General features: G+C 51.2%; 28 protein-coding genes. 4 read left to right on the top strand and 24 right to left on the bottom strand.

Annotated elements, in window-relative coordinates; translation table 11 throughout:
- Positions 1 to 112 precede the first annotated feature (112 nt).
- Positions 113 to 1,975: a CARDB domain-containing protein gene (locus DWY84_RS10170; protein ID WP_118532926.1), complete on the bottom strand. Its 1,863-nt coding sequence runs from the start codon at positions 1,973 to 1,975 to the stop codon at positions 113 to 115.
- Positions 1,972 to 2,733 (bottom strand): ABC transporter ATP-binding protein, encoded by a 762-nt coding sequence (locus DWY84_RS10165; RefSeq protein WP_118532924.1) that lies wholly within the window; start codon positions 2,731 to 2,733, stop codon positions 1,972 to 1,974. The genes DWY84_RS10170 and DWY84_RS10165 overlap by 4 nt, the downstream gene beginning before the upstream one ends.
- A gap of 314 nt (positions 2,734 to 3,047) precedes the next feature.
- Between DWY84_RS10165 and pyrB the strand changes: the two genes are divergently transcribed.
- Both pyrB and DWY84_RS10155 read left to right on the top strand, forming a co-directional pair.
- Positions 3,048 to 3,971 carry an aspartate carbamoyltransferase gene (pyrB, locus tag DWY84_RS10160; protein WP_118532922.1) on the top strand — a complete coding sequence of 308 codons (924 nt, stop codon included), beginning with the start codon at positions 3,048 to 3,050 and terminating at the stop codon, positions 3,969 to 3,971.
- The gene (locus DWY84_RS10155; protein WP_118532920.1) at positions 3,965 to 4,399 is read left to right on the top strand and encodes an aspartate carbamoyltransferase regulatory subunit; all 435 of its coding nucleotides are present in this window, start codon (positions 3,965 to 3,967) and stop codon (positions 4,397 to 4,399) included. Before pyrB ends, DWY84_RS10155 begins: the two co-directional genes overlap by 7 nt.
- 93 nt (positions 4,400 to 4,492) lie before the next feature.
- Here the strand turns inward: DWY84_RS10155 and DWY84_RS10150 are convergent, their stop codons facing one another.
- The 8 genes from DWY84_RS10150 to leuD all read right to left on the bottom strand — a co-directional run bounded on the left by DWY84_RS10150 (position 4,493) and on the right by leuD (position 12,443).
- Positions 4,493 to 5,143: an HAD family hydrolase gene (locus tag DWY84_RS10150; protein WP_118532918.1), complete on the bottom strand. Its 651-nt coding sequence runs from the start codon at positions 5,141 to 5,143 to the stop codon at positions 4,493 to 4,495.
- A gap of 78 nt (positions 5,144 to 5,221) precedes the next feature.
- Complete coding sequence (gene pckA / locus DWY84_RS10145; protein ID WP_118532938.1) at positions 5,222 to 6,826, bottom strand: phosphoenolpyruvate carboxykinase (ATP); 1,605 nt, start codon at positions 6,824 to 6,826, stop codon at positions 5,222 to 5,224.
- 263 nt (positions 6,827 to 7,089) lie between these two features.
- The gene (locus DWY84_RS10140; RefSeq protein WP_118532916.1) at positions 7,090 to 8,004 is read right to left on the bottom strand and encodes a cell wall hydrolase; all 915 of its coding nucleotides are present in this window, start codon (positions 8,002 to 8,004) and stop codon (positions 7,090 to 7,092) included.
- A 354-nt stretch (positions 8,005 to 8,358) separates the two neighbouring features.
- Positions 8,359 to 8,847, bottom strand: a complete 489-nt coding sequence (ybaK, locus tag DWY84_RS10135; protein ID WP_118532914.1) for a Cys-tRNA(Pro) deacylase — start codon at positions 8,845 to 8,847, stop codon at positions 8,359 to 8,361.
- Between the two features lie 2 nt (positions 8,848 to 8,849).
- Positions 8,850 to 10,097, bottom strand: coding sequence for a 3-isopropylmalate dehydratase large subunit (locus tag DWY84_RS10130; protein ID WP_118532912.1), 1,248 nt, complete (start codon positions 10,095 to 10,097; stop codon positions 8,850 to 8,852).
- 9 nt (positions 10,098 to 10,106) lie between these two features.
- Entirely contained in the window at positions 10,107 to 10,598 is a 492-nt protein-coding gene (locus DWY84_RS10125) for a 3-isopropylmalate dehydratase (protein ID WP_118532910.1), read from the bottom strand.
- A 109-nt stretch (positions 10,599 to 10,707) separates the two neighbouring features.
- A complete protein-coding gene (locus DWY84_RS10120; protein WP_118532908.1) occupies positions 10,708 to 11,958 on the bottom strand; it encodes an aconitase/3-isopropylmalate dehydratase large subunit family protein in 1,251 nt (416 codons plus the stop codon).
- 2 nt (positions 11,959 to 11,960) lie between these two features.
- Positions 11,961 to 12,443: a 3-isopropylmalate dehydratase small subunit gene (gene leuD / locus DWY84_RS10115; RefSeq protein WP_118532906.1), complete on the bottom strand. Its 483-nt coding sequence runs from the start codon at positions 12,441 to 12,443 to the stop codon at positions 11,961 to 11,963.
- 212 nt (positions 12,444 to 12,655) lie between these two features.
- On the opposite strand from leuD, the gene DWY84_RS10110 reads away from it, so the two are divergent.
- Positions 12,656 to 13,567 (top strand): LysR family transcriptional regulator, encoded by a 912-nt coding sequence (locus DWY84_RS10110; RefSeq protein WP_118532904.1) that lies wholly within the window; start codon positions 12,656 to 12,658, stop codon positions 13,565 to 13,567.
- A 54-nt stretch (positions 13,568 to 13,621) separates the two neighbouring features.
- Here the strand turns inward: DWY84_RS10110 and ilvC are convergent, their stop codons facing one another.
- The 7 genes from ilvC to DWY84_RS10075 form a co-directional block, all read right to left on the bottom strand.
- Complete coding sequence (gene ilvC / locus DWY84_RS10105; protein ID WP_118532902.1) at positions 13,622 to 14,641, bottom strand: ketol-acid reductoisomerase; 1,020 nt, start codon at positions 14,639 to 14,641, stop codon at positions 13,622 to 13,624.
- A 37-nt stretch (positions 14,642 to 14,678) separates the two neighbouring features.
- Positions 14,679 to 15,179, bottom strand: coding sequence for an acetolactate synthase small subunit (gene ilvN / locus DWY84_RS10100; protein WP_118532900.1), 501 nt, complete (start codon positions 15,177 to 15,179; stop codon positions 14,679 to 14,681).
- Between the two features lie 152 nt (positions 15,180 to 15,331).
- A complete protein-coding gene (locus tag DWY84_RS10095) occupies positions 15,332 to 16,354 on the bottom strand; it encodes an alpha-hydroxy-acid oxidizing protein (protein WP_118532898.1) in 1,023 nt (340 codons plus the stop codon).
- 91 nt (positions 16,355 to 16,445) lie between these two features.
- Positions 16,446 to 17,237 carry a ZIP family metal transporter gene (locus DWY84_RS10090; RefSeq protein ID WP_118532896.1) on the bottom strand — a complete coding sequence of 264 codons (792 nt, stop codon included), beginning with the start codon at positions 17,235 to 17,237 and terminating at the stop codon, positions 16,446 to 16,448.
- Between the two features lie 88 nt (positions 17,238 to 17,325).
- Positions 17,326 to 18,693, bottom strand: coding sequence for an MATE family efflux transporter (locus DWY84_RS10085; protein ID WP_118532894.1), 1,368 nt, complete (start codon positions 18,691 to 18,693; stop codon positions 17,326 to 17,328).
- On the bottom strand, positions 18,690 to 19,478 hold the full coding sequence (locus tag DWY84_RS10080) for an EFR1 family ferrodoxin (RefSeq protein WP_118532892.1): 789 nt from the start codon (positions 19,476 to 19,478) through the stop codon (positions 18,690 to 18,692). Before DWY84_RS10080 ends, DWY84_RS10085 begins: the two co-directional genes overlap by 4 nt.
- 96 nt (positions 19,479 to 19,574) lie before the next feature.
- Positions 19,575 to 19,886 (bottom strand): GNAT family acetyltransferase, encoded by a 312-nt coding sequence (locus tag DWY84_RS10075; RefSeq protein ID WP_118532890.1) that lies wholly within the window; start codon positions 19,884 to 19,886, stop codon positions 19,575 to 19,577.
- A gap of 191 nt (positions 19,887 to 20,077) precedes the next feature.
- Here DWY84_RS10075 and DWY84_RS10070 point away from each other — a divergent pair, with 191 nt between their 5' ends.
- On the top strand, positions 20,078 to 20,479 hold the full coding sequence (locus DWY84_RS10070; protein WP_118532888.1) for a LysR family transcriptional regulator: 402 nt from the start codon (positions 20,078 to 20,080) through the stop codon (positions 20,477 to 20,479).
- On the opposite strand, the gene DWY84_RS10065 is transcribed toward DWY84_RS10070, so the two are convergent.
- Genes DWY84_RS10065 through DWY84_RS10035 form a run of 7 tightly spaced genes read right to left on the bottom strand, consistent with a single transcriptional unit; the run spans position 20,469 to position 26,651 of the window.
- Positions 20,469 to 21,569 (bottom strand): sulfate/molybdate ABC transporter ATP-binding protein, encoded by a 1,101-nt coding sequence (locus DWY84_RS10065; RefSeq protein WP_118532886.1) that lies wholly within the window; start codon positions 21,567 to 21,569, stop codon positions 20,469 to 20,471. The two genes, DWY84_RS10070 and DWY84_RS10065, sit on opposite strands and share 11 nt — an antisense overlap.
- A complete protein-coding gene (gene modB / locus DWY84_RS10060; protein ID WP_118532884.1) occupies positions 21,566 to 22,240 on the bottom strand; it encodes a molybdate ABC transporter permease subunit in 675 nt (224 codons plus the stop codon). Before modB ends, DWY84_RS10065 begins: the two co-directional genes overlap by 4 nt.
- A gap of 17 nt (positions 22,241 to 22,257) precedes the next feature.
- Complete coding sequence (gene modA, locus DWY84_RS10055) at positions 22,258 to 23,136, bottom strand: molybdate ABC transporter substrate-binding protein (RefSeq protein ID WP_118532882.1); 879 nt, start codon at positions 23,134 to 23,136, stop codon at positions 22,258 to 22,260.
- A 24-nt stretch (positions 23,137 to 23,160) separates the two neighbouring features.
- Positions 23,161 to 24,111, bottom strand: a complete 951-nt coding sequence (locus DWY84_RS10050) for an MOSC domain-containing protein (protein WP_118532880.1) — start codon at positions 24,109 to 24,111, stop codon at positions 23,161 to 23,163.
- 5 nt (positions 24,112 to 24,116) lie between these two features.
- Positions 24,117 to 25,097, bottom strand: a complete 981-nt coding sequence (gene moaA / locus DWY84_RS10045; RefSeq protein WP_118532878.1) for a GTP 3',8-cyclase MoaA — start codon at positions 25,095 to 25,097, stop codon at positions 24,117 to 24,119.
- Positions 25,094 to 25,591 carry a cyclic pyranopterin monophosphate synthase MoaC gene (gene moaC, locus DWY84_RS10040; RefSeq protein ID WP_118532876.1) on the bottom strand — a complete coding sequence of 166 codons (498 nt, stop codon included), beginning with the start codon at positions 25,589 to 25,591 and terminating at the stop codon, positions 25,094 to 25,096. The genes moaA and moaC overlap by 4 nt, the downstream gene beginning before the upstream one ends.
- 1 nt (position 25,592) lies before the next feature.
- Positions 25,593 to 26,651, bottom strand: a complete 1,059-nt coding sequence (locus tag DWY84_RS10035; protein ID WP_118532874.1) for a molybdopterin-binding protein — start codon at positions 26,649 to 26,651, stop codon at positions 25,593 to 25,595.
- Between the last annotated feature and the right edge of the window lie 223 nt (positions 26,652 to 26,874).

Genomic DNA, 26,874 nt, shown 5'->3' with positions numbered 1-26,874 from the left:
GAAACACTTAAGCTAGTCAATCAGGCTTTTACAAGCCCCCACTTCAAGCCGTTAGGTTAAGTGGTGGGTAATTGACCGTTCTCGTTTCCTCTCAACCATTTCATGCACCGGATTACGGATTTTTGCTTTCCTTATCCACCGTTTCATCCGGTTCTTCATTCACTTCGTCTTCGTTTGCCAGCAGGGCCGCGTCTTTTTTCCGTTTCCGGTGCTTCCGGAATACCGTGATGCCCACAACCGCCCCCACGATCACCACAGCCGCCAGAATGATTTTTCCGTACTTCTGCACCGGTCCCGGCTCTTCCTGGGGCATCTCATCCATGCCGCTCATGTCCATGTCATCCATGTCCGGAGCCGGTTCACTGACATAGAGGGTCAGCTCCTTCTCCACCTCCGACACCTCGCCATTCTCATCTTCATAGGAAATGATGACCTTAACCTTGCCATCATCCGTGGTGGGAGCCGAACCGGTTACCATGCAGTCAACATTTCCGGTCTCTCCGGATTTGATATTTCCCACGTAGGTGTCCGTTGTCTGGATGGAATCTGCTTCAAACCGGGCCATAACGTTGTAAAGCGTTACCTTTCCGGTATTGTTAATGCCGAACATCACATTGGATTCCTCACCCACGCTGACAGAATCCGGCATTACCTCAAAGGTTCCGGTGTTCAGGCGAGGAATCTGTTTAACCGGAATGTCCACCGACATAGTGCCCTCCGCATTCTTAAACTCCGGGCTGTCATAATTTGCCTTTATGGTGAGTCCGTAGGAGCGCTGGTCTACTCCGGACCGGGAGATCATGCGGAAGCTTACCTGGGCAGACGCGCCCGCTCCCAGGGAATGGATCGCCACAGAGCTGGAACCGGATTCCGTGGTAAATACCGGACTGTCAGACACCTTTTCCGATTCCATGGTCAGCAGAATATCCGAAGCCGACACACTGCTGGACGCGTTCTTGACTGTCAGGAGCAGATTGAAGCTTTCTCCTGCCACGATCGTCTCCGGATCCGTGGTGTAGCCATCAACGATGAGACGGGCCTTGGTGCGGTCGTGCTCATTGAACTCTTCATAATCGTCCTTGGTCGGCTTGCTCACAATATGTACAAAGAAGGAAGTCTCATAGGTCTTTAACTCCTCGCCGGTCGAGCTGTCGGAGTAATAGATCTTCATCGTGATCGGATAATAGCCGGTATAGGATTCCTTGCGGATGGCAAAGCTGTAATCCAGCTGGACCGTCTCATCCACCGCGATTTTGTCAAACATCCTGTCGTAGTTAGCATCGTTTATCTCAAACGGGAACTTGGCGCTGTCCGCATCGAGGACCATGCTGGCCTTCACATTGTACACGGTAGCCGGACTGTTGTTGCGCAGACCGATGGAAAAATTCATGACATTCGGGTAGACACCGCGCGGTGCGTCCTGCCCCTCTCCCAGAACAAAATCGTAGGTCTTGTTGGTGTCATCGTCGTCGGTGGAGGTGGAGGTGGATTTGGTGATCCAGACGCGCAGGTCCTCATGGCCGATCCAGCCTCCGTCCTTATCCATAACTACTACAGGCACCTTATAATAACCCTCTGACAGATCCCGTCGTACCGTACCGGTCAGAGATACCTTCTTCTCTTTTCCGTCTGAAATGCTTCCGATTCCCTTTGGATGATCGGTATCGTTTAGCTTTCCGGTCACCTCAAACGGAAAGGAGTAACCATACTGACGGTCCTCCTCGTCCTCATCCCAGATCTCGCCTCCGCTGGTATCGAATGCGATCTTTGCGTCTTTGATCTCGCTTCCGCTGGTATTCTTAATGGTAAAGCTTACCGTCAGGGACTTTCCTGTTTTTCCCCGCTGGATCTTGTCGGAGTATACGGATACCTCCGATGCGTAGGCCTGCACCGGCGCTGCGGCAGGTACCGCTCCCGCAAACAGCAGGACTGCCAGCGCAAATGCCGCCAGCCGCTTCCATCTCATTTTTCTCATGACTCTTCTCCTCTATGCAAAGCATCCTGCATCTCCTGCACTGCTTCCTGTGTTTCTTTTTTCTTTTCCTCGATCTTTAAGATCTTTCCGTCCACGATGTGGAACTGCCGGTCCGCAAATCCGGCTATGTAATTATCATGTGTAACCATAACCAAAGTCTGCTGCTGTTCCCGGACAATACGCTGCATCAGCCTTAACACCTCCATGGTCGTCTTAGAATCCAGGTTTCCGGTCGGTTCATCCGCAAAGATGATCTTGGGATCCACGACCAGTGCTCTCGCAATGCCTACGCGCTGCTGCTGGCCACCGGACATGGCGTTGGCCATATGCTTCATCTGCTTTTCCAGCCCCACCAGCTTCAGATATTCTTCCGCCCTCGCATTGCGGATTTTCTTCGGTACACCACGAAACGACAGCGGAAGCGCTACATTTTCCACTGCGTTTAACGTTTTCAGCAGGTTGTAGGACTGAAAGATAAACCCCACATTCTCCCGCCGAAACTGCACCAGCTGGTTCTCATCCATCCGCTCCATATGCTTTCCTGCTATAATGATCTCACCCTTTGTCGGCTTTTCCAGGCCGGCCAGCATATTTAAGAGTGTGGACTTTCCCGAGCCGGACGGACCGACTATGGCACAGAACTCACCCCTGTACATGGTAAAATCCACACCATTCAGCGCATAAACCTTGTTTGTGCCCACCTGATAGATTTTATATAGGTTCTTCACCCGGATGACGGGTATTTTCTTTTCTTCCATAAAATATGCGTCTCCCTTTGCAGACATTCCCTGGCTAAAACCGGCAGATCAGCTTTCCGGCATTTCTGTCTGCTCATGCACATCATACCATGAACCTGTCATTTTTGATATCCGCTTTTTCTTAATCTTCCTTACAGATTCATTACATACTCAGGCAGGAAAAAACTATCCAAAAAATCGCAGTCGGAACCCGCCAATTTTTGGATAGTTTTTTCTAAAAAAGGGACTGGTAATCTAACATATTTTCCGCTATAATGTCCTAAGACCTGCGGTCGGGGATCCGTCCGCCAGAGAAAAAGCAAAGGAGATACGTTATGAGACATTTGTTGAATCCGTTGGATTTTTCCGTTGAAGAGACCAACGAGTTATTGACACTGGCATCCGATATCGAACACAACCTCAAAAAATATGCTCACGTTTGTGATGGCAAGAAACTGGCCACTCTTTTCTATGAACCAAGTACAAGAACCCGTCTTAGCTTTGAATCCGCTATGTTAAGCTTAGGTGGCAGCGTACTTGGTTTTTCTTCGGCCAATTCCAGCTCCGCATCAAAAGGCGAGAGTGTTGCAGATACCATCCGCATGATTTCCTGCTACGCAGATATTGCTGCCATGCGTCATCCGAAAGAGGGTTCTGCACTGGTTGCTTCCATGCATTCCCATATTCCGGTCATCAACGCAGGTGACGGCGGACATCAGCATCCGACCCAGACCCTGACCGATTTAATGACCATCCGTTCCTTAAAGGGCCGTCTGGACAACTTAACCATCGGTCTTTGCGGAGACTTAAAGTTCGGACGTACCGTTCATTCCCTGATCAACGCTATGGTCCGCTACCCGAATGTCCGTTTCGTACTCATTTCCCCGGACGAGTTAAAGGTTCCGGAATATATCCGTGATGATGTGCTCCGCGCAAAGGGCATTGAGTTCAAGGAAGTCAGCAACCTGGACGAAGCAATCCCGGAGCTTGATATCCTCTACATGACCCGTGTTCAGAAAGAGCGTTTCTTCAACGAGGAGGATTACATCCGCTTAAAAGACAGCTACATTCTGGACAAGGCAAAAATGGCACTGGCTAAGGACGATATGTACGTGCTGCATCCGCTCCCGCGTGTAAATGAAATCTCTACTGAGGTGGATGACGACCCGAGAGCAGCTTACTTCAAGCAGGCTCAGTACGGTGTATATGTTCGTATGGCTCTGATCATGACTTTACTGGAGGTGGAAAAACCATGTTAAATATCAGTGGATTACAGGAAGGCGTTGTTCTGGATCATATTCAGGCTGGCAAAAGCCTTGACATTTACTATCACCTTGGTCTTGACCGTCTCACCGACTGTCAGGTAGCCATCATCAAGAACGCGCGAAGCAACAAGATGGGCCGCAAGGACATCATCAAGGTTGAGGGCCCGATCGACAACATTGACCTGGATGTACTGGGCTACATTGACCACAACATTACCGTCAATGTCATCCGTGACAACAAGATCACCGAGAAAAAAGCGCTGAAGCTGCCGAAAAAGATCACCAACGTGATCCGCTGCAAGAATCCGCGCTGCATCACCTCCATTGAACAGGAGCTGCCGCACATCTTCTATCTGGCAGATGAGACGACCGAGACTTACCGCTGCATGTACTGCGAGGAGAAATACGGAAAGTCCAAATAAATTCTTTTTTGAAATGTCAAAGGAGTATGGCCTGAGTGATTGGGGTCATACTCCTTTTTGTGTCTGATCATTCCACACAAACACAAATCCTTTTTACAGGCTGCGTAGCACCTTTCCAAGTTCTTCCACGGTCTTAGCGATATGGCCGGCTCCGGAGTTTTCCAGTTCCTCGCGGCTTCCATAGCCATAAAGGACGCCCACAGATTCCATGTGATTCTGCTTTGCTCCGTTCATGTCGTTCTCCCGGTCTCCGACCATCACGATCTCAGACGAGTCCGTGAAGCCACAGCTTTCCATAACATAGCGGATCACATCGCCCTTGTGGACTCTGGTCTCATTCATGTCCGCGCCACCCACCATCTCGAAATATTCCGCCAGGCCGAAATGCTCTATGATCTTTACGGAATACTGCTCTGGCTTGGAGGTTGCCACGTAGAGCTTGTATCCATCTTTTTTCAAGCCGTCTAAAAGTTCCGGGATGCCCGGATATACAGCGTTTTCAAACATCCCCTTATCCTCAAAATACTCGCGATAAATCTCTACGGATGCTCTTGCCTGTTCCCGGTCAAATCCGTAATATTTCATAAAGCTCTCCACCAGCGGCGGGCCGACAAACACATTCAGCGTGCTTTTGTCTTTCACAGAAATGCCGTAATACTTCAGCACATAAGCCACGGAATTGGTAATGCCCTCCGCGGAATCGGTGAGGGTTCCATCTAAATCAAAGAATATATATTTTTTCATGTCATCTCCTCTTAAACAGAAAAGCTGCCACAAGGGCAGCTTTTCCATATGTATTGCAATGTTATGCTTTGTACTCGATTAGATCTGCGGGCCTGCTGCAACCAGAGCCTTGCCTGCTGCGTTGCCTTCGTATTTTGCGAAGTTCTTGGTGAAACGCTGTGCCAGATCTTTTGCCTTGGTCTCCCACTCAACAGCATCTGCGTAGGTATCTCTCGGATCGAGGATGCCGGTGTCTACGCCCGGAAGCTCGGTCGGGATCTCGAAGTTGAAGTACGGAAGCTGTTTGGTCGGTGCATTGTTGATGGAACCGTTTAAGATTGCATCGATGATGCCGCGGGTATCCTTGATGGAGATACGTTTGCCGGTACCGTTCCATCCGGTGTTAACCAGGTATGCTTTTGCACCGCTCTTCTCCATCTTCTTAACCAGCTCTTCTGCGTACTTGGTCGGATGCAGCTCCAGGAATGCCTGGCCGAAGCAAGCGGAGAAGGTCGGGGTCGGCTCGGTAATACCGCGCTCGGTACCTGCTAATTTAGCAGTGAAACCGGACAGGAAGTAGTACTGGGTCTGCTCCGGGGTCAGAATGGATACTGGCGGAAGTACGCCGAATGCATCTGCGGACAGGAAGATGACGTTCTTAGCTGCCGGTGCTGCGGAAATCGGACGTACAATGTTCTTGATATGGTCAATCGGGTAAGATACACGGGTATTCTCGGTTACGCTCTTGTCTGCGAAATCAATCTTGCCTTCTGCATCCAGGGTAACGTTCTCAAGCAGTGCGTTTCTCTTGATAGCGTTGTAGATGTCCGGCTCGGAATCTTTGTCCAGGTTGATAACCTTTGCGTAGCAGCCGCCCTCGAAGTTGAATACGCCGTTGTCGTCCCAGCCGTGCTCGTCATCACCGATGAGGAGACGCTTCGGGTCGGTGGAAAGGGTGGTCTTACCGGTACCGGACAGACCAAAGAAGATAGCGGTGTTCTCACCGTTCAAGTCAGTGTTAGCGGAGCAGTGCATGGAAGCGATGCCCTTTAACGGCAGGTAGTAGTTCATCATGGAGAACATACCCTTCTTCATCTCGCCGCCGTACCAGGTGTTAACGATAACCTGCTCACGGCTGGTGATGTTGAATACAACTGCGGTCTCGGAGTTTAAGCCAAGCTCTTTGTAGTTCTCAACCTTTGCCTTGGATGCGTTGTAAACAACGAAGTCCGGCTTGAAGTCTTTCAGCTCTTCAGCAGTTGGCTTGATGAACATGTTGGTTACGAAGTGTGCCTGCCATGCTACCTCTACGATGAAACGGATAGCCATGCGGGTATCTTTGTTTGCGCCGCAGAATGCGTCGACTACGAACAGTCTCTTGTTGGAGAGCTCTTTCTTAGCGATCTCCTTAACCGCTTCCCATGCCTCTTTGCTTGCCGGATGATTGTCGTTTTTATACTCATCGGAGGTCCACCAAACGGTGTCCTTGGAGTTCTCATCCATCACGATATATTTGTCTTTAGGTGAACGACCTGTATAGATACCGGTCATAACATTGACAGCGCCAAGCTCGCTGACCTGTCCCTTTTCATATCCTTCCAGAGTCTCTTTGGTCTCTTCCTCAAATAACATTTCATAAGAAGGATTGTAAACCACCTCAGTGGTTCCGGTAATACCATACTGACTTAAATCGATATTTGCCATCTTCATTCAACCTCTCTTTCATTTTCCTCGATATGAATTTTTTCCGAAATTCGCGTTTATTATCTCATTGTGTGAAGAAAAAGTCAATATTTGGAAATAAAAAACCCATAACAAAATTCTCATATGGTCTATAAGTTTTGAATTATGTATACAGTGTTTTTTTAAGTTTTCCCTTATGCACAAAAAGAGAATCCTTTCGGACCCTCTTTTCGTTTTTCTGCCTTATTGCATTGTTCGTCTGATTTTGATCAGATTATTGCCTTCTATCGAAAAAACTCATGCTTTTCATGTTGAAACAGATAGGTCAGATGTCCGTCGAACCAGCTGACGTTGCTGGACCGCGACCGGATACGGTTCATGAAGAACAGCGCGCCCTGGGAATAATCTTCCCCGGAAAGTGCCCGGTTCACTGCCTCCACAGTCTTCTCCGATACTGTGCAGCTGTTTAACCGTCCGTCGCTGACCGGTGAGAACTGGGACCGCTGGTATACCACATCCGTAATGGTGGATGGAAACTCTGAATCCCGCACACGGTTTAAAATGACATTAGCTACCAGGATTCTTCCCTGCATATCGCAGCCGCCTGCCTCGGCCTCCACAATGCGCTTTAAGACCTCATAATCCTGATCCGAAAATGAGATGATCGACGAGGCGCGTACTGCCTCTGCCGCTGCGTGTCGGCGTTCCTCTTCTGCCTTTCTGGCAGCTTCCGCTTCGGCCTGTCTGCGGCGTTCTTCCTCAACCCGCTCAATTTCCCTCTCGGTCTCTTCAATGACCGCCTTCTGCTCCTGACGTACAGCATTCTGTTCCTGTACATTTCTTGCTATTGTATCACCCACAAGGAGCTGTCCGCTCCTCAAATTGTCAGGATCTGTAATACGCAGTTGTATCTTTGCTTCTGTAAGCTGTTGCGTTTCCCCAGATACTTTCTCTGCTTCCTCTTCCGGGATTTCCGTTTCCGGATCCTCTCCATTGGAGGTCTCAGCATATGCGGTCAGCGCGTTATGTCCGCCTGCCGCAAATCCGGCTGATGAAAAAGTCATAACGGCTACCACTGCAGTCCCGGTCATAAGAATGGCCGCGCTGCGGTATAAACGCCTGGTCATCTTTACCATCGGAGTGAAGATGTGTTTTACAAGCTGGCATACCGCCTGGAGAAATGAGCAAAATGGATACATATTGTGCTCCTTTCAATCATGTGATTCCCTAAATATGGCATTTTTCTGACTTAAAGTGGGAGTTAAGTCCTGAAATCACCCGTTTTTCTGTGTCAGGCGATATTATAGTGGGGGACAAGTAAAACTGTCAATAAGTTTTTCACACTTTTGTCATATATGCCACCCGGAATTTTCAGGGATTTTCCCTTTTCTATAGCTTTGCACAAAGATTCTCCGCTTAAACTGGTGTTTTTTTGTTTCATTTTTCTTCCGAAGTGTTAAGTAATTATTACATTTTTGTTAATTATACCGTCATAAAAAAAGAGTCGAACAATGTCGGCTCTTTTTTATGTAAATCAATTTCCGTGTTATCTTTTATTCAATTGTGAGGCTGGCGTACTCTGCCTCTGTGTAGGCCTTTAAATCTTCCGGATTTAAAATGACCTGGGCACCGCGAATGCCGGCGCTGACCGCAATTTCGTCAAATAAAACTGCTGTTTCTTCTATATAAGTAGGGAACTTCTTCTTCATTCCGATGGGGGAACAGCCACCGCGGATGTAGCCAGTGGTGGGCAAAAGCTCTTTCATGGGAAGCATCTCCACTTTCTTGTCTCCCACGGCGCGGGCTACCTTCTTTAAGTCCAGTTCTTCCGCCACCGGAATACAGCATACCAGATAGCCGCGCTTCTCTCCCTTCAGCACCAGGGTTTTGAAAACACTGTCCGGATCCTCGCCAATCTGGTTTGCTACATGAATGCCGGAGAGGTCATTCTCATCCACTTCATACTCCTGAACTCGGTAAGAAATGCCAGCCGCGTCCAGAAGACGCATCACATTGGTTTTGTCTTTTTTTTGCTGTTTCATAGTCATTTCTCCAAACTCACAATCTTACCGGCTACAGCACAAGCTGCGGCGGTTCTTGGGGAGGCCAGGTAGATTTCTACCTTAGAGGTTCCCATACGGCCCAGGAAATTGCGGTTGTTGGTGGCTACCACGCGCTCTCCGTCGCTTAAGATGCCACCGGTACGTCCACAGCAGAGGCCACAGCCCGGATGAGTTACAATGGCACCTGCCTCCATTAAGGTCTTAATGGCGCCGCAGGCTGCTGCATCCTGGTATACCTTACGGCTGGCCGGAGTGACGATAAGCTTCACATACGGAGCCACACTCTTTCCCTTTAATACTTCAGCTGCTGCCTGCAGGTCCTCCAGACGGCCGTTGGTGCAGGAACCGATGAAGACCTGATCGATGACGGTGCCTTCCAGCTCGCTGACGTTGCGGATCTTGTCTACCTGAGACGGGCATGCCATCACCGGTACGAAGTTCTCTGCTTTGTAGTGAAGCTCTTTTAAGTATACAGCATCTGCGTCGCCCACCAGGCTCTTCTGGAAATCATCCAGCTTAATGCCACAGTACTCCTCGGTCTTTTCATCCGGAGTGAACAGCGCGCACTTAGCGCCGGCCTCAATGGCCATGTTTGCCATGGTGGTGCGGCTGGCAATGCTCATGTTCTTCACGGCGGAACCAGTAAACTCCAGAGCACGGTAGGTTGCGCCATCCGCGCCAAGATCACCAATCAGGCGCAGGATCACGTCTTTGGACATCACATTGGCCGGAAGTTCTCCATCAATCACAACCTTGATGGTCTCCGGTACCTTGACCCAGAGAGTTCCGGTTCCAAGGATGGAAGCCATCTCGGTATAGCCGATTCCGGTAGAGAAAGCACCCACACAGCCGTAGGTGGTGGTGTGGCTGTCAGTGCCGAATACCACATGGCCCGGCTTTACGTAGCCAGCCTCCGTCATCAGCTGATGGCAGATACCGTCACTTCTGTGAATGTTTTTAATGCCGTACTGCTCCACGAACGCGTCGCCCACACGGAAATGGCGGGTATCGTCCTGCTGGCTGGCTGGAACCAGATGATCGTAAATCAGGACTACCTTATCCGGGTCCCATACTTTTGCGAAGCCCATCTCATGGAACTTGTCCACGATGAACGGAATCATGATATCGTCTAACATAACGCGGTCTACATTTACAGTCACGATATCGCCCGGCTTTACGTTTTTGCCGGTATTATGTGATAAAATCTTTTCGATGATTGTCTGTCCCATACTATCCTCCTAATCCAGTCCGTTGCGCTTGCGCATGGCTTTGACCAGGCCGCCGGCCTCAATGATCTCCATCAGGTTCTCCGGCAGGGAAGCAATCGGGTATTTCTTTCCATTATACTCGACATCCTCGTTCACGGTAACGGTGATGGTATCTCCCTCCTTCACCACATCGTGAAGCTCCGGCTGCTCCAGTAAAAGCAAACCATTGTTTAACGCGTTGCGGTAGAAAATGCGGGCAAAGGACTTGGCAATGATGCAGGGAATGCCAAGAGCCTTGATGACCTCCGGTGCCTGTTCACGGGAAGAGCCGCAGCCGAAGTTTTTGCCTGCTACAATGATGTCTCCCGGTTTGATCTGACCCGCAAGCTCCGGGCGCAGCGGGGAGAAACCGTACTGTTTCATATCTTCAATGGTCTTTAAGGCCAGGTACTCCGTCGGGATGATGATGTCAGTATCGATGTCATCGCCCAGGACCCAGACCTTTCCGGTATATTGTGCCATAATGATAACCTCTTATTTCCTAATATAATATGTAGTAACCGCACAGGCAGCAATGTCGTTCACTGTTGCCTGATCAAGCGGTCGCAAAATGCTTATCCTGTATTTCTTCCTACAGCATATCTGCAGTGCAGATCTCACCCTTCACCGCGGAAGCTGCTACCGTTGCCGCGGAACCTAAATAAACCTTGGAACTCGGATGTCCGGCGCGTCCCTTGAAGTTACGGGTACCGGTACTGATCAGCACCTCATTCTCGCCAATGACACCCTGACAGCTGCCCCAGCAGACACTGCAGTTCGGGTTCATGACAATGGCGCCGCTCTCCATGAAGATCTGGATGAGGCCCTCATCCAGTGCCTGTAAGTATACCTCACGGCTGGCCGGAACCACCAGGAATCGCACATGGTCAGAAATCTTCTTTCCTTTTACAATCGCTGCTCCGACACGCAGATCATCGATACGGCCATTGTTGCAGGAACCAAGGAATGCTTCGTCAATGCGGACGCCGCAGACCTCTTTGGCCGGAACTACATCATCTACAAAGTCCGGGCGTGCTGCGACCGGCTGGATTTTGGACAAGTCAAAGGTATACTCTCTTGCGTAAACCGCGTCGGCATCACTCTGAAATACAGCCTTCGGCTCACGGCCTCTTGCCTTTAAGTATTCCAGGGCGATCTCATCTGCCTCAAAGATGGCTGTCTTGGCACCTGCCTCTACCGCCAGATTGCACAGAACCATACGATCGTTAACACTTAAGGTTTTTGCGCCGTCACCAGTGAACTCCATAACCTGGTAGTTCACGCCGTTGGCTCCAATCTCGCCGATGATGGTGAGCATTAAGTCTCTCGGATATACGCCCTCCGGCAGCTTGCCGGTCAGGTTGAATTTGACGGTCTCCGGAACTAATACCCAGGAGGTTCCGGTCACCATGCCATAGAGCAGATCCGTACAGCCGACACCGGTACCGAATGCGCCCAGCGCACCGTAAGTGCAGGTATGACTGTCTGCGCCAAAAATCAGTTCACCCGGGCAGACATAGTTTTCCATCATGATCTGGTGGCACACGCCTTTTCCTTCCCAGAAATCAATGTTGTTCTCACGCGCGAAATCGCGCATCTTCTTCTGGGATGCAGCGGTCTTCGGGCTGTCTGCCGGAACGTTGTGATCCACAATAAAGACCATCTTCTTCGGGTCCGCAATATGCGGATGCTTTAATTTGTTGTTGTACATATCGACGGTCAGATGAGTGGTTCCGTCGTTGCTCATCATGCGGTCTAAGGTTACGGTATGGATATCTCCTGCCTTTACCTCCGGCACACCGGCTGCAAGGGCAATAATCTTTTCAGCGATTGTCATTCCCATGATTATGCTTCCTCCTTGTTCAGTGATGCGATGAGTCCGCCCTGGCTTAAGATCTGCTGCATGTAAGCCGGCAGTTTCGTGCAGGAATAGGTCTTTCCATTTGCCTTTGCAACACCTTCCGTAAGGGAGAGATCCATCTCATCCCCGGTACTTACTGCGTCCGGCAGGTCTTTGCAAACAATAACCGGAAGGCCAATGTTGATGGCATTGCGGTAAAAGATGCGGGCAAAGGATTTGGCAACCACGGCCTGAACACCCAGCGCCTTTAATACGCTCGGTGCCTGCTCTCTGGAAGAGCCGCAGCCGAAGTTCTCTCCGCCTACAACATAATCGCCCGGTTTTACTTTTTTCGGAAAATCCGGGTCTAAAGACTCAAATGTATGATCCTTCATCTCATCGATGGTAGGAAGTAACAGATACTGGGATGCGATAATCTGATCCGTATCCAGGTCATTGTGAAATTTAAAAATTTTTCCGACTGACATAATGTCCTCCTGACAATTCGTTTTTCTTTCCGCATGCGATCACAAATGTATGTTTTCGCACGCTTCCATTTTTTGTCGCTTATTGAATTATATCATCACTACTGGTATAATGACAATAGATAATACTCATATGTATCATAACACTTAGTTATAAGAAGTTCGTGTCTCGCGCGAACTCTGACATTACAAACTATTGGGGGATCATCGAATATATGGATCAGAACTTATCACAGTACCGTATTTTTTACGCCGTAGCCAAGGCCGGTAATATTTCCCGGGCCGCAAAGGAGCTTTACATCAGCCAGCCTGCCATCAGCAAATCCATCAGCAAGCTGGAGGATAGCTTAAACACTGTGCTTTTCACCCGCAACTCCCGCGGCGTGCAGCTTACCGATGAAGGACAGGTGCTGTTTGAGCACACCCGGGATGCTTTCGAAGAACTGGCCAAGGGCGAGCAGGAGTTAAAGCGCATCCGTGAATTCAATATGGGACACATCCGCATCGGCGTCAGCAACACGCTTTGCCGGTTTATCATGGTCAAATATTTAAAAGGTTTTATTGAGCAGTATCCCCATATCAAGATCACCATCGAAAGCCAGCCCACCACCCAGACGCTCTCCATGCTGGAGCAGCAGCGCATTGACATTGGCCTGGTTGTGGAGCAGAAATCTGCCAAAAGCATGAATTTTATCCCGGTCATGGATATTGAAGATATCTTCGTGGCAACACCAAGCTATCTGGAAAACTTAAAGCTGCGGGAAGGCGCCGACACGGATGTATTCCAGAGCGGCAACCTGATGCTTCTGGACAAGAACAATATTACCCGCCATTACATCGACGACTACATGTCCGTCAACGAAATTGTAGCCAACAATCTCCTGGAGGTCACCACCATGGACCTGCTCATTGAGTTTGCCCGTATCGGTCTTGGCATTGGCTGCGTGATCAAGGAATTTGTAAAAGAGGATCTGGACTCCGGGCGGCTGGCACAGCTCAAACTGGACACACCGATCCACAAGCGCACGGTTGGCTTCCTGTGGCAGAGCAGCCGTACCTCCAAGGCACTTGACACCTTCATCCGGTTCTGTAAAGAGCAGAACAGTCAGAATCTGTATTTCCTATGAAACAAAAAAGTCGCCCAATTGGACGACTTTTTTATGATGAAAATTCAGATTCGATTAGTTGTTGATGAGCTTGCCGCTCTCGTCGTTCCAGCTGTACAGCTTACGGATCTCTGCGCCGACTTTCTCAGACGGATGCTCAGAAGCAAGCTTTCTCATAGCTTTGAAGTGAACCTGACGGCCTGCAGGGCTCATATCAAGCAGGAACTCTTTTGCGAAGGTACCATCCTGGATATCGGAAAGGATCTTCTTCATAGCCTTCTTGGTATCCTCGGTGATGATCTTCGGTCCGGTGATGTAATCGCCGTACTCAGCGGTGTTGGAGATGGAATATCTCATGCCAGCGAAACCAGACTGGTAAATGAGGTCAACGATCAGCTTCATCTCGTGGATGCACTCGAAGTAAGCGTTTCTCGGATCATAGCCAGCCTCAACCAGGGTCTCGAAACCAGCCTGCATCAGAGCGCAAACGCCGCCGCAAAGAACAGCCTGCTCGCCGAAGAGGTCAGTCTCAGTCTCGGTACGGAAGGTGGTCTCCAGAAGACCTGCTCTTGCGCCGCCGATACCAAGGCCGTATGCCAGAGCTTTCTCCAGAGCCTTACCGGTGTAATCCTGCTCTACAGCTACCAGACACGGAGTACCCTTGCCCTCCTGGTACTCGGAACGAACAGTGTGGCCCGGTGCCTTCGGAGCGATCATGGTAACATCTACGTTTGCCGGCGGTTTGATGCAGCCGAAATGAATGTTGAAGCCGTGAGCGAACATTAACATGTTGCCCTCTTCCAGGTTCGGCTCGATGTCTCTCTTATACATGTCAGCCTGCAGCTCATCGTTGATCAGGATCATGATGATGTCTGCTTTCTTTGCAGCCTCTGCTGCGGTATATACTTTAAAGCCCTGTGCCTCAGCCTTTGCCCAGGACTTGCTGCCCTCGTACAGACCGATGATGACGTCACATCCGGACTCCTTTAAGTTTAATGCGTGTGCATGTCCCTGGCTGCCGTAGCCAATGATAGCGATGGTCTTTCCATCCAGTAAGGACAGGTTACAGTCTTCCTGATAATAAATCTTTGCCATCTTCTTTTCCTCCTCAAGAATCTTTAGATTCATTTGTTTACGGAAGATACCGTACGTCATCGGAGCCGCGGGATAAGCCGGTCAGGCCGGTTCTTGCAAGTTCCAGGATTTCGTAGTCTTCCAGCAGATTGATCAGCGCGTCAAGCTTTGACTGGTCGCCGGTCAGCATGACAGTCAGGGAATCCTTGCCTACATCCACGATGGTTGCGCGGAAAATGTCGGAAATGGCACTGACCGCCTGACGCTGGCTCGCGTTGGCCCGTACCTTTACCATGATCAGTTCCCGGTAAACGGAATGGCTCGGTTTTAATTCCTTGATGTCGCGGACATCCTCCAGTTTTCGAAGCTGCTTTTCGATCTGCTCTAAAATGTTCTGATCGCCAAAAGCAACTACGGTCATTCTGGAATACCGCTCATCTGCAGTGACACCAACGGTCAGACTCTCGATGTTGTAGCCACGGCGGCTGAATAAGCCAGCAACACGGCTCAGTACACCTGATGTGTTGTCTACTAACAATGATAACACGATTCTATCCATAAGTGTTCTCCCTTCTGTCACGTTCTCTTTATGATAACAATCCTGTTACTATTTGTCAACTATATAAAAGGAATGTGTACTATTCCTTTCGGTTATAATTTATCGCTGTTCCATCCAGAAAACGGTCATATGTCCGTATTCCGCGGACAGTTTTAGAATTTCCGTACCATATCCCGGGTGATTTCAGCCAGGCTATGGGCACCACACATAGCCATGGTGTCCTTTAACTGGCCGCCAACGCGGTTCACCAGTTCTGCCACACCTTCCTCCGCGCCGCCGTAAACCGCAGTCACGAACGGGCGGCAGATCAGCACGCCGTCTGCTCCCAGTGCCAGCGCCTTAAAGACATCGCTGCCGTTGCGGATACCGCCGTCCACCAGAATCTTCATGGAACCGCCGCCCACAGCTTCTGCGATCTCAGGCAGCACCTCTGCGGTAGCCGGGCACTGGTCCAGAACACGGCCGCCGTGGTTGGATACCACAATGGCTGCTGCCCCGGCCTCCTTCGCCTTCAACGCGCCCTTCACCGTCATAACACCCTTTACAATAAACGGAACGCCTGCAGCGCGGATGATGCCAGCCAGCTCTTCCACGGTCTTACTGCCGGCCGGCGGAGTCAGATTTTTTAAGAACGGAAGACCTGCCGCGTCAATGTCCATTGCTGCCGCAAAAGCACCGGACTTTCTGACTAACTCCATCTTTTCTGCTACCGTTTCCGCGTTCCACGGCTTTACCGTCGGAACACCCAGGCCGTTTGCTTTTCCAATGGCTGCGGTAGCCGCCCGCATGACCTCCGGATTCGTACCATCACCGGTAAAGGCCGCAATGCCATTGTCCGCGCAGGCCCGCACCAGAATATCATTGTAGGCCGCGTCATCATACTTATCTCCATAATGAAGGTTCACTGCGCCCACCGGGCCAGCAAAAAATGGATAAGCGAATTTCTTTCCGAAAATCTCCAGGCTGGTGTCCACCGGGCAGTTCTCACAGAGCGTGTCCATCTGTACCCGGATTTCCCGCCATTTCTCGTAATTGCGAATGGCCGTGTCACCCTCGCCCTTGGCACCCGGACCAGGCATGGTATTTTTGCAGGCCCGGCCGTTGCAGACCGGGCATCCCTTACAATACGGACCAAGGCAGGTCCTTGCATTCTTTAAAACTTCTTCCTGTGTCATTCTACAAACTCCTCCTTATATCAAACTGAAAAGCTTCCGTTTTTCCGTCAGCTTTCCGGCTTTTTGCATGTTTCCAGTCAGATTCCGGCGCTCAGCCCAGCGCCACATCCAGAATCATCATAATCAGAAAGCCGACCGCAAAGCCCATGGTTCCCATATCGGAATGTTCCCCCTGAGCCGATTCCGGGATCAGCTCTTCCACCACCACATAGATCATGGCGCCCGCCGCAAAGGCCAGCATATAGGGCACAATTGGCACCAGAAACTTTGCGCACAGAATCGTGACCAGCGCACCGATGGGCTCTACCACGCCGGACAGCGTACCCATAACAAAAGCCCTGAGCTTTGACTGCCCCTCACTGTGCAGCGGCAGGGAAATGATGGCCCCCTCTGGAAAGTTTTGAATAGCGATGCCAATGGTCAGGGCAAAGGCTCCGGCTGCCGTGATGGGAGCGCTTCCAGTCAGAAGCCCCGCAAACACCACGCCCACTGCCATGCCCTCCGGCAGGTTGTGCAGCGTCACCGCAAACACCAGCATGGTCGTTTTCTTTAAATTGCTCTTTGGGCCCTCCGGCGTGTCGCTTCCCATGTGAAGATGCGGGATCAGCTTATCTAACCCCCAGAGAAACACCATGCCGATGGAAAAGCCGGCTGCGGCAGGCACAAACGCCAGCTTTCCGGCAGGCTCACACATCTCCATGGCCGGGATCAGAAGTGACCACACCGAAGCAGCCACCATAATGCCGGAGGCAAAGCCCAGCAGCAGCTTCTGGATCACCGGTTTGATCTCATTTTTTACAAAAAACACACTTCCCGCTCCAATGGTAGTACCAAGAAACGGGATCAGAATCCCGAAAATAATATGAAACAGCTCCTCTCGCATGAGAGATCACCCTCTTTCCTTAGTAGTATCTTATTCCGCAACAGGCTACATGCGATACTCTATTGGAATCGGATTGCTGTTATTTCTGTTATGCCACAGATATCTGCTTCGGATCTCCCACAACCTTCTTAAATACCAGCAGGAACAGGATGATGGAAAATACCGGGCCGGCAAAGTCGGAGACGGTTTCCGCAAAAAACACATTGGTCACGCCGGTCAGGAGCGGGATCAGCACCACCGACAAAAAATAAATGGATTTACGGAAGAGCGACAGGGTAATCGCCACCTTCGCTATGCCCATTCCGGTAAATCCGTCCACGATCGTGTACTGTACTGCCAGCGGGATCACGCCCAGCGTGGACATCCGGATAGCCCAGGCGCTTAAGGCTACATATTCCTCGTTGCGGGTAAAGATCTGCACGAAAATCTCCGGAACACACTGGGCTGCCAGAAACATGACCGTGTTGAATACAAGCGCGCAGGTGACGATCCACTGCTCCGCCTTCCAGATGCGGTCCGGCCTTTTTGCTCCGTAGTTGTAGCCCAGGATCGTCTGGGTTCCCGAAGTAATGCCTCCGAGCGGCATCGTGATGATCAGCATAAAGCTCTGGACAATTGCCGCGCAGGTCAGGATGGTATCGCCCTGTCCCGGACCGCCCAGACGCTGGATCACCATATTCTGGGAAATGATCAGCACATTATCCAGAGCGATGATGACAAAGGGAGAGAAGCCCACCCTGGCTACCTGCAGCATCAGCCTGGGATCAAACCCATGAAAGGTAATGCGGATCGGCACCTTCTTTCCAAATAAGAAGCGCAGCACATAAAAGCAGGAACACATCTGCGACAGTACCGTGGCCAGGGCTGCTCCCCGCACATCAAGATGCAGGCCGAAAATAAAAATGGGATCCAGGACGATATTGGCCACCGCCCCGATCATAACGGCCTTCATGCCAACCTTTGCAAAGCCCTGGCAGATGATAAACTGGTTCATGCCCGTAGTCATCAGCGCGAAGAACGTGCCACACAGGTAGATAGTCATGTAAGACAGCGCATAGGGAAAGGTGGTCTCCCCAGCGCCAAACCACCACAGGAGCTTTTCCCTCATTCCCAGCACACAGACCGTCAGAACCAGGGCCATGACCGTCAGCATGAGAAAGCAGTTCGCCAGGATCTGCCTTGCTCCCTTTTCATTCTTCTGTCCCAGGCGGATGCTCATAAGCGGCGCGCCTCCTACTCCCACCAGAATAGCGAAGGACGAAACCAATGTTACAATGGGACCACAGATGCCGACACCGGCCAGAGCCACCTCTCCGATCTTTGGGATGTTTCCTATGTACATACGGTCTACAATACTGTAAAACACACTGACGAACTGAGCCAGCATGGATGGCAGTGCAAGACGAAGGACCAGCCTCCGTATGTCATCGGTGTCTAAGTCATTTTCCAGCTTCATAGTACAAACTCTGCATCCTTTCTGTCCGTGCAGACTTTCTTTAATTTCTGGCGGATCGCAAGAGTCATCAGAGTTCCCAGCCTTCTCGCGTGCTTCGGGCAGACTGCAATGCAGCGCATGCAGGTGATGCAGGCACTCTCATCGGTCACCTTCGCATCGGTGCGGGAAATAGCCTGGACCGGACATTTGCGGATACAGGTTCCGCAGTTTTCGCAAGCTGAGGAAACACTGATTTTTAACGGCAGCGTTCCATAGGGACGGTACGGGCGATTTCCTTTGATGGAAAGTTCTGAAAGCTTTGTGCTTCCAGCTGTGTTTTTCAGTTTTTCCTTTACTGCCTCCGCAAAGGCAGTCATCTCTTTTTTGTCTTTCTCATCCGGGCGTCCGGTTCCATAGACATGGGCAATGTTATGCTCTGTGACTACGGCTGCCGCTGCCGCCGGGATGAATCCCTGTTCCTTTAAGATGTCCGAAAGCTCCAGCAATGCGTCCTCGTAGGCACGGTTTCCGTAGGTGACGATCAGCACCGCCGGCGTGCGCTTTCCGTGGATTTTTTGCAGGCGCTCTCTCGCCGTCTCCGGCACCCGTCCGCCGTATACCGGCACGCCGACTACCGCCAGCTCATGCTCTGTAAAGGTATAATCCGGCCTGGAGGACGCTGCATCGGTGAGATCCAGGCATTCTGCCTCCCTGTTACCTGCGATCCGCTCCGTGATCCACTCCGTCACCCGCTTTGTACTTCCGGTAGGACTAAAGTAAACTCCGGTAATCTGTGAAATATTCATAATACAATCTCCTGTTTCCTGTGAACCCCCGCTCACATTTCTTTGTTTTCAGACTGCCACAGACAGTCATTTTGCATGATCATCCATCTTCCTGCATCAGTAATGTCCCGCCTCATGCTCCGCGTTCAGCCAGTCCACCGCCTCCCAGATCCCGTCTGTGGTAAATGGGAAATCTCTGTGGTGCTTTTTCTCATCCGGCGTCATCTCAAAGTTAAAGGGTTCCGGCCAGATTATGGCCCTGAGCACGTTTTCCGTTTTCGCCGGAGTCTCCTCTGCGGCGGGCTCCAGTTCTTTTTCATGTTTGATGAGCACATAGCGCATGCCTTTAAAGCTCCCGGTAAAACGGCTCTTTTTTAAGAACGGGATGGAAATATCCCCATGCAGTTCAATCTTACTGGTTTCTAGCATATCTGTCAAATCCTCCTGTTGTCTTTCCACTGTAGCAGTTTTCATTCGTTTTGTCGAGAACAAGTTCTGAAAATTCCTACCCATCTGCCGTATACCGTGCTATACTAAATAAAGAGCAGAATTTTTCATGACGATCTAATTCAGAAAGGACTCAGCTGTTTTGCATTTTCAGCTGAGAAAGGAAACATTTCATGAGCCGCAGACAAAAACCAGCCATTGATTCCTCTATCCCCCCGGCAGACCTTCCGCTCCGCCCGTCTGTACGCTTCCGCCTGGCCAAGAACGACACCTTCTTCGGTCCCGGCGTTGCAGAATTTCTTATTCTGGTAGACCAGAGTAATTCTATGCAGACCGCCTGTAAGGAAATGGAGATGTCCTACAGCAAGGGCTGGAAAATCATTAAAAAGGCCGAGCAATATCTCGGCTATTCCCTGATCGAATCCAAATCCGGCGGCGCATCCGGCGGTTCCTCCCATCTGACACCGGAGGCGAAGGAGCTGCTCACCCGGTATCAGGGTATGGAAAAAGAGCTGAAAACAGCAACTGCCCAGCTCTTTGAAAAATATTTCGGTGATTATTCAGTTAACCCTTAAGAAGCAGGATTGCTTCCGGGGCTACTCTGACGTATTCCGGAATCAGACCGTCCGCACTGTGGGTGTGGATGGTCTTTCCTATTTTCCACCACAGACCGTTTTGCAGGGTAATATACCACTCAAACGGCATCTCGGATATTTTCGCATGTCCAACCGGAATGTGGTTGATCCCTTCCGGATCTTTTACCGGCTCAAAATCATGGGCACGGATTCCAATGGACGTTACATCCTCTGTCACGGTTTTCTCCGTGCTCAGCTCCAGATTATCCCAGTCTAATGCGCGTACCCGGTGATCGTCTATTTTTTCAATGCGGGAAATGTTTTTGCAGCCAGTCAGCCTTGCGGCCTCAACGCTGCCCGGATCATTGAAGATATCCTTCGTTTTTCCTGCCGCGATGACATGGCCTTTGCTTAAGAGCAGCAGCGTATCACAGAGCTGGTAGGCCTCGTCCCGGTCATGGGTAACCATGACGGAAGCTCCCTGGTATTCCGAAAGCACGCTGGCCAGTTCCAGACGCAGACGCTCTCTTAAGTGCGTGTCCATAGCGGAAAACGGCTCATCGAGAAGCAGTGCCTCCGGCTCATAAGCCAGGATCCTTGCCAGGGCCACTCTCTGCTGCTGTCCGCCGGAAAGCTGTGCCGGATAGCGTTTTTCCAGTCCGCTTAAACGAAAGCGCTCCATCATCTCAGAAACCCGCTTTTTCTGCTGTGCTTCCCCGTAGCGTTTTCCCGCCTTTAATCCGGTAAGGATGTTTTCCTCCACGGTCATATTCGGAAACAGCGCATAGTTCTGGAACAGATAACCGACGCGGCGTTTCTGCGGCTTCAGGTTTACCTTCCTGCTGCTGTTGAAGAGTTCCCGTCCATCCAGAATGATGGAACCGCTGTCCGGCTCCACAATGCCGGCAATGGATTTTAAGGTCATGCTCTTGCCGCAGCCGGAAGGACCAAGAATGCCAAGACAGCTGCTCCCAGAGCCATCGGACGCGTCACTGGCGCGTCCGCGACATGCCGGGCAGGTAAACTGAACCTGAAGCTCAAATTCACGCAGCTTTTTCCGGATATCTGCCGATAAAAAATCCTCACTCATGATAATCTCCTTTTCTTCTCGCGCAGTGCTGCCCGGTTCATCAGGATGACGGAAAGAAAGGCAATGACAACGATGATGGCAACATAGCGGTATGCCGCATCCATGTTTCCTGCTGCCACCTCAGAGTAAACGGCCATAGGCAGGGTTCTGGTCTTTCCTGCAATGTTGCCCGCTATCATGGCCGTTGCGCCAAACTCACCCAGGCCTCTCGCAAAGGCCAGAACACCACCGCTGACAATGCCCGGCATGGCATTGGCGATCAGCACCTTGTGGAAGATGCTCCACTCACTCATGCCAAGGGTGCGGGCCGCAGCCATGAGGTTCGGATCCACCTGCTCAAATGCTCCCCTTGCAGAGCGGTACATGAGCGGAAAGGACATCACCACCGATGCCAGCACTGTGGCTGTCCAGGAGAAAGCGATCTTAACACCGAAATACTGCAAAAAGAAGATGCCGATGGGCCGTTTCACCCCAAACAGATATAAGAGAAAAAAGCCCGCCACCGTAGGCGGCAGCACCAGCGGCAGCGTCAGCACGCCGTCCAGGATGATCTTCATCCGCTCGTTTTTCATGCTGACCACCCACCAGGCTGCCAGGATTCCGAGGAAAAAGGTAATCACGATGGAGACACTGGCTGTCTTCATGGAAATCAGGATCGGGGACCAGTCCATCTTTTGCTCCTTTCTCTTTACTCTGCTGCTACAAAGCCGTAGGACTCAAATACCGCAATTGCTTCCGGAGTCTGTAAGAAATCAACGAATGCCTTTGCTGCATCTTCATGAGTAGTTGCTTTTACAACGGCTACCGGGTAGATGACCTTCTTCTCCAGACTTCCCTCCGGTGCCTCTGCAACAACAGTAACCTGATCAGCCTTGCTTGCCGCGTCGGTTGCGTATACGATACCCGCGTCAGCACTTGCTGCTGCAACCTGGTTTAATACCTCCGTTACGTTGGTACCAAAGCTTACCTTATCCTGAATGCTGTCCCATACGTTTAAATTGGTCAGAGCTTCTTTTGCGTACTGGCCGGCCGGAACACTCTCCGGATCGCCCAGAGCGATGGATGCTGCATCGCCGATCTTCTCGAAGGAATCAATCTTACTGTCACTGCCGGCCGGAACGATCAGAACGATCTTATTCTCTAACAGGTTCACAATGCTATCGGAAGCAATCATGCCTTCATCATCCAGAGCCTTCATCTGCTTGGTCGCTGCGGACATGAATACGTCTGCCTCAAGTCCTTCCTCGATCTGGGTCTGCAGCTTTCCTGAGCTGTCGTAGGTTCCCTCAACGGTTACGCCCGGATACTGCTCCTCGAACATCGGGATCAGTTTATCCTCATATGCGTTCTTTAAGCTTGCTGCTGCCGCAACCAGAATGCTCTGCTCGCCAAGATCAGCCTTTTCCTCTTCTTTGGACTCAGCCTCGATCTCTGCTGCAATGGTCTCCTCTGCGGTGGTCTCTGCCTCGGTTGCTGCTGCGGTAGTCTCCTGCGGTTTGGAGGAGCAGCCTGCCATCATACCTGCAGCCATCATAGCTGCCATTACAACTGCGAACCTTTTCTTCATCGTTTTTCTCCCTTGTTTTGTTTTTTATTTTCTCGCGCACTCAGACGCGGTGCCACGCAAAATCTTTAACCCATGATCCAACGCTCCCAGAATAAAGCCAAGGCTCTCCTTCACGGCCTTCGGACTTCCCGGCAGATTCACGATCAGGGTCTTTTTGCGGATCACAGACGCGCCGCGGCTTAGCATGGCCCGGTCTGTGATCTGCATGGACTTCATGCGGATGTACTCGGCAATACCAGGCGCATTCCGGTCTGCCACGGCCAGTGTTGCCTCCGGTGTCTGGTCCCGCATGGAAAATCCGGTTCCTCCGCTGGTGATAACCAGATCTACCTGACGGCTGTCGGCCAGACGGATCAGGTGATGCTTTAACACCGCCGGCTCATCCGGGATCACAAAGCGTTCCAGCACATCGTAGCCTGCTTCTTTTAACAGCTCCTCGGCTGCAGGTCCGCTTGCGTCCTCCCGTTCCCCTCTGGAACCTTTATCGCTTAATACAATGACCGCCGCCGTGAAGGGACGGTTCTCATTCGGTGCTTCCACACGCATCACATCTCCCGGACGGATGATGCCTTCCTTTATGACCTCGGCAAACACGCCTTCCCGCGGCATGATGCACTCCCCGACACGATGATAAATCGCGCAGTGGCTGTGGCACTCCTTGCCGATCTGGGTCATGCGAAGCTCCACGGTCCCGGCATACAGTCTGGTTCCCACCGGCAGCGCCCGGAAATCGATTCCGTCTACGACCAGATTTTCACCAAAGGCACCGTCGCCCACGTTTGCTCCGCGCTTATTAAACTCTTCTACTTTATTATAGGAAAGAAGACTCACCTGCCGGTGCCACGTTCCCGCGTGGGCATCACCCTCAATTCCGAAGTTCGGAATAAAATGTCCTTCCGGGATGGTATGCTTTTCCGTTCCCCGGGCCGGACTGATGCAGATAGCCTTCACTACGCCTGTTTCGTTAAAATCCATATTTCTCACCCTCCAATTGCACTCATGCCATGCGCTTCTGTAATCTGATCCGGCTGCTCAAAGCAGTGCTCTGCCGGTTTGCCGTATATGGTGCGGGCCATGGCATTGAGAAGCTTCTGATTTTTGCTGACCGCTTCCTGCCGCACGCATTCACCACGCAGAATTTCTCTCAAGTCTGTCCCGTCCTCATAGCAAAGACAGGTCTTCAAAAATCCTGTTGAAGTCAGTCGTACCCGGTTGCAGGAGCTGCAGAACTTTCCGTGCATGGCACTGATGAGTCCGATGCTTCCCTGATATCCCGGAATCTTATAATAGACCGCCGGCCCGGCCCCGTGTACGCTGTCATCGGCCTGAAGCTGAGGAAATTCACTGCGTATCTCTTCCAAAAGATCTTCGTTACTGCGTCCCTCCGAGTGCCGCCCTTCTCCAATGGGCATCAGCTCAATAAACCGGACATCCACAGGCTTATCCTTTGCCAGCGTGATCAGACGTTTCCAGTCGGTATCCGGCATGGAAACTGCGTTAACCTTTACTTTCAAGCCTGCCGCAAGAGCCGCGTCAATAGCCAGCAGGACCTCCGGCAGAAGATCCTGACCGGTGATGGCCGCAAATGTCCTGGCATCCAGCGTATCCAGGCTGATGTTGATCTCATCCAGTCCTGCCTCTACCAGTTCCGGGAGAATAGCTCTCACCAGGGTTCCGTTGGTCGTCATGGCAATTTTTTCAATGCCCGGAATTTCTTTTAACATGCGGATCAGCTCCGGGCAGCCTTTCCTGGCAAGCGGTTCTCCTCCGGTCAGCCGGATCTTGGTGATGCCGAGCCTGGCCCCGCACACCGCGATCTGCCGTATCTCCTCAAAGCTTAATATGTCCTTATGCTCCACGCACTCAATGCCGTTTGGCATACAGTATTTGCAGCGCAGGTTGCAGCGGTCCGTCACGGACACACGCAGATACTTAATTTCTCTTCCCTGGGCATCCTTCACACCTGCTCACCGCCCTGCTCACGCGGATTCACAAAATGTCCGCTCTTCCCTCCTGTCTTCTCTGCCAGATGGATGTCTCCGATCTCCATCGCCTTATCTACCGCCTTACACATATCGTAGATGGTCAGAAGCGTCACTGACACGCCGGTCAGCGCTTCCATCTCCACTCCGGTCTTTCCGGTGGTCTTGGCCGTGCAGACTGCCTCGATCTCACAGGTTTCCGGATGCAGGTTAAAATCCACGTTCAGCTTGGTCAGATTTAAGATGTGGCACAGCGGAATAAACTCCGAAGTACGCTTTGCTCCCATGATCCCAGCGATCCGGGCCACACCAAGCACATCCCCCTTGGCCATAGTACCTTCTTTGATCTTTCCAAAGCATTCCTCGCTCACGCGGATACGGCCCTTTGCTACCGCCTCACGTACCGTTTCGCCCTTGGCAGTCACATCGACCATGCGGGCATTGCCCTGTTCGTCAAAATGGGTAAATTCCATATCAATACCCCTTTCCAAAACCGCAGTTCGGGAAGGTGCAGACCGGGCAGTTTAAGCACAGGCCGCCCATGCCAAGGGCTGCCAGCTCATCCGGTGTCACCTCATCGTCTGCCATGACACGTGGAAGTACCAGATCAAAAATGGTGCGTTTTGCATACATCACGCAACCCGGAAGCCCCATGATGACGGTTCTCCGGTTCCTTCCATGTTCTATGCGGTCGTAATAAGCCAGCAGAAACATGGCGCCCGGAAGCACCGGGGCACCGTAGGAAACAATGCGTGCTCCGGTATTTTTGATGGCCAGCGGAGTCTTGTCATCCGGATCTACACTCATGCCTCCGGTGCAGATGACAACATCCGCTCCCTTTCCGATCATATCCAGAATGCTGGCCGTTACCTTTTTGTCATCATCATCCCAGGTGACATGGTCAATGACCTCTGTGTCAAACTCAGACAGCTTGTCCACAATGACCGGGGTGAAGGTATCTTTGATACGTCCGTGGAACACTTCATTTCCGGTTGTCACAATACCGACCTGCTTACGCTGAAACGGCTTTAATTCCAGAATTGGCTTTCCGCCGGTCAGCTCCATGGTCCGCTCCCTCACCGCTTTCATCTTCTCTTCCTCAATGACCAGAGGGATAATGCGGGTGCCTGCCAGCTTGTCTCCCTTTTTTACGGCAAAATTGCCGTGGCGGGTGGCGATCATCATCTGGCCGAAGGAATTGACCTCCTTTAGTGCCTTTGCGTCAATCTTTAACAGGCCATCGCAGGCCGCGGTCAGCTCGATCTTACCTTCCTTCGGCAAAGAACGGTCCATGTGCTCACCCCTGCAGATCTCGCAGAGCACTTCGGCTGCCTCATCCTCATGCATCATGCCCTCTTCCTTCTCCCAGACATAGAGGGTATCCTTTCCAACGCTTAAAAGCACCGGAATATCTTCCTTTGTAACAATGTGACCCTTGCGGAACACTGCGTCTTTGGTGACTCCGCGAATGATCTGTGTAATGTCGTGACAGAGGACTGCGCCCTCCGCATCGACGGTTTTGATCAGTTTCATGTGTGCTGCCTCCCAATCTTCCTGTGAATCTTCGTTATCATTCCGTTTTTTGTTTCATTCATCCGTTTTGTTCGTTATTTTTTTGTGAAAATAACGGTGGACTTTTAAAACCGGCCTGCCTTCCGGCAAACCGGCTTTTCAGATTATTCTATTGTAATCTGTTTTTCTGGGAAATGCAATCCCCTAATCTGTTTTATTGACAGTTTCCCTAACTTTTTTTCAT

The organism is Clostridium sp. AF27-2AA (genome assembly GCF_003478505.1).
Taxonomy (GTDB): domain Bacteria; phylum Bacillota; class Clostridia; order Lachnospirales; family Lachnospiraceae; genus Brotaphodocola.
This window is presented reverse-complemented; position numbering and strand designations above follow the sequence as displayed.

Bases quoted from the DNA above. Each gene is read 5' to 3' on its own strand.
- DWY84_RS10090 (WP_118532896.1), bottom strand. From the start codon at position 17,237: ATGCGAGAGGAGCTGTTTCATATTATTTTCGGGATTCTGATCCCGTTT.
- DWY84_RS10155 (WP_118532920.1), top strand. From the start codon at position 3,965: ATGTTAAATATCAGTGGATTACAGGAAGGCGTTGTTCTGGATCATATT.
- DWY84_RS10130 (WP_118532912.1), bottom strand. From the start codon at position 10,097: ATGGGACAGACAATCATCGAAAAGATTTTATCACATAATACCGGCAAA.
- DWY84_RS10150 (WP_118532918.1), bottom strand. From the start codon at position 5,143: ATGAAAAAATATATATTCTTTGATTTAGATGGAACCCTCACCGATTCC.
- DWY84_RS10075 (WP_118532890.1), bottom strand. From the start codon at position 19,886: ATGCTAGAAACCAGTAAGATTGAACTGCATGGGGATATTTCCATCCCG.
- pyrB (WP_118532922.1), top strand. From the start codon at position 3,048: ATGAGACATTTGTTGAATCCGTTGGATTTTTCCGTTGAAGAGACCAAC.
- DWY84_RS10070 (WP_118532888.1), top strand. From the start codon at position 20,078: ATGAGCCGCAGACAAAAACCAGCCATTGATTCCTCTATCCCCCCGGCA.
- DWY84_RS10125 (WP_118532910.1), bottom strand. From the start codon at position 10,598: ATGGCACAATATACCGGAAAGGTCTGGGTCCTGGGCGATGACATCGAT.
- DWY84_RS10050 (WP_118532880.1), bottom strand. From the start codon at position 24,111: ATGGATTTTAACGAAACAGGCGTAGTGAAGGCTATCTGCATCAGTCCG.
- pckA (WP_118532938.1), bottom strand. From the start codon at position 6,826: ATGGCAAATATCGATTTAAGTCAGTATGGTATTACCGGAACCACTGAG.
- DWY84_RS10165 (WP_118532924.1), bottom strand. From the start codon at position 2,733: ATGGAAGAAAAGAAAATACCCGTCATCCGGGTGAAGAACCTATATAAA.
- modB (WP_118532884.1), bottom strand. From the start codon at position 22,240: ATGGACTGGTCCCCGATCCTGATTTCCATGAAGACAGCCAGTGTCTCC.
- DWY84_RS10085 (WP_118532894.1), bottom strand. From the start codon at position 18,693: ATGAAGCTGGAAAATGACTTAGACACCGATGACATACGGAGGCTGGTC.
- moaC (WP_118532876.1), bottom strand. From the start codon at position 25,591: ATGGAATTTACCCATTTTGACGAACAGGGCAATGCCCGCATGGTCGAT.
- DWY84_RS10170 (WP_118532926.1), bottom strand. From the start codon at position 1,975: ATGAGAAAAATGAGATGGAAGCGGCTGGCGGCATTTGCGCTGGCAGTC.
- DWY84_RS10140 (WP_118532916.1), bottom strand. From the start codon at position 8,004: ATGTATCCATTTTGCTCATTTCTCCAGGCGGTATGCCAGCTTGTAAAA.
- ilvC (WP_118532902.1), bottom strand. From the start codon at position 14,641: ATGGCAAAGATTTATTATCAGGAAGACTGTAACCTGTCCTTACTGGAT.
- leuD (WP_118532906.1), bottom strand. From the start codon at position 12,443: ATGTCAGTCGGAAAAATTTTTAAATTTCACAATGACCTGGATACGGAT.
- DWY84_RS10035 (WP_118532874.1), bottom strand. From the start codon at position 26,651: ATGAAACTGATCAAAACCGTCGATGCGGAGGGCGCAGTCCTCTGTCAC.
- DWY84_RS10120 (WP_118532908.1), bottom strand. From the start codon at position 11,958: ATGGGAATGACAATCGCTGAAAAGATTATTGCCCTTGCAGCCGGTGTG.
- ilvN (WP_118532900.1), bottom strand. From the start codon at position 15,179: ATGGATAGAATCGTGTTATCATTGTTAGTAGACAACACATCAGGTGTA.
- DWY84_RS10080 (WP_118532892.1), bottom strand. From the start codon at position 19,478: ATGAATATTTCACAGATTACCGGAGTTTACTTTAGTCCTACCGGAAGT.
- DWY84_RS10095 (WP_118532898.1), bottom strand. From the start codon at position 16,354: ATGACACAGGAAGAAGTTTTAAAGAATGCAAGGACCTGCCTTGGTCCG.
- modA (WP_118532882.1), bottom strand. From the start codon at position 23,136: ATGAAGAAAAGGTTCGCAGTTGTAATGGCAGCTATGATGGCTGCAGGT.
- DWY84_RS10110 (WP_118532904.1), top strand. From the start codon at position 12,656: ATGGATCAGAACTTATCACAGTACCGTATTTTTTACGCCGTAGCCAAG.
- ybaK (WP_118532914.1), bottom strand. From the start codon at position 8,847: ATGAAACAGCAAAAAAAAGACAAAACCAATGTGATGCGTCTTCTGGAC.
- DWY84_RS10065 (WP_118532886.1), bottom strand. From the start codon at position 21,569: ATGAGTGAGGATTTTTTATCGGCAGATATCCGGAAAAAGCTGCGTGAA.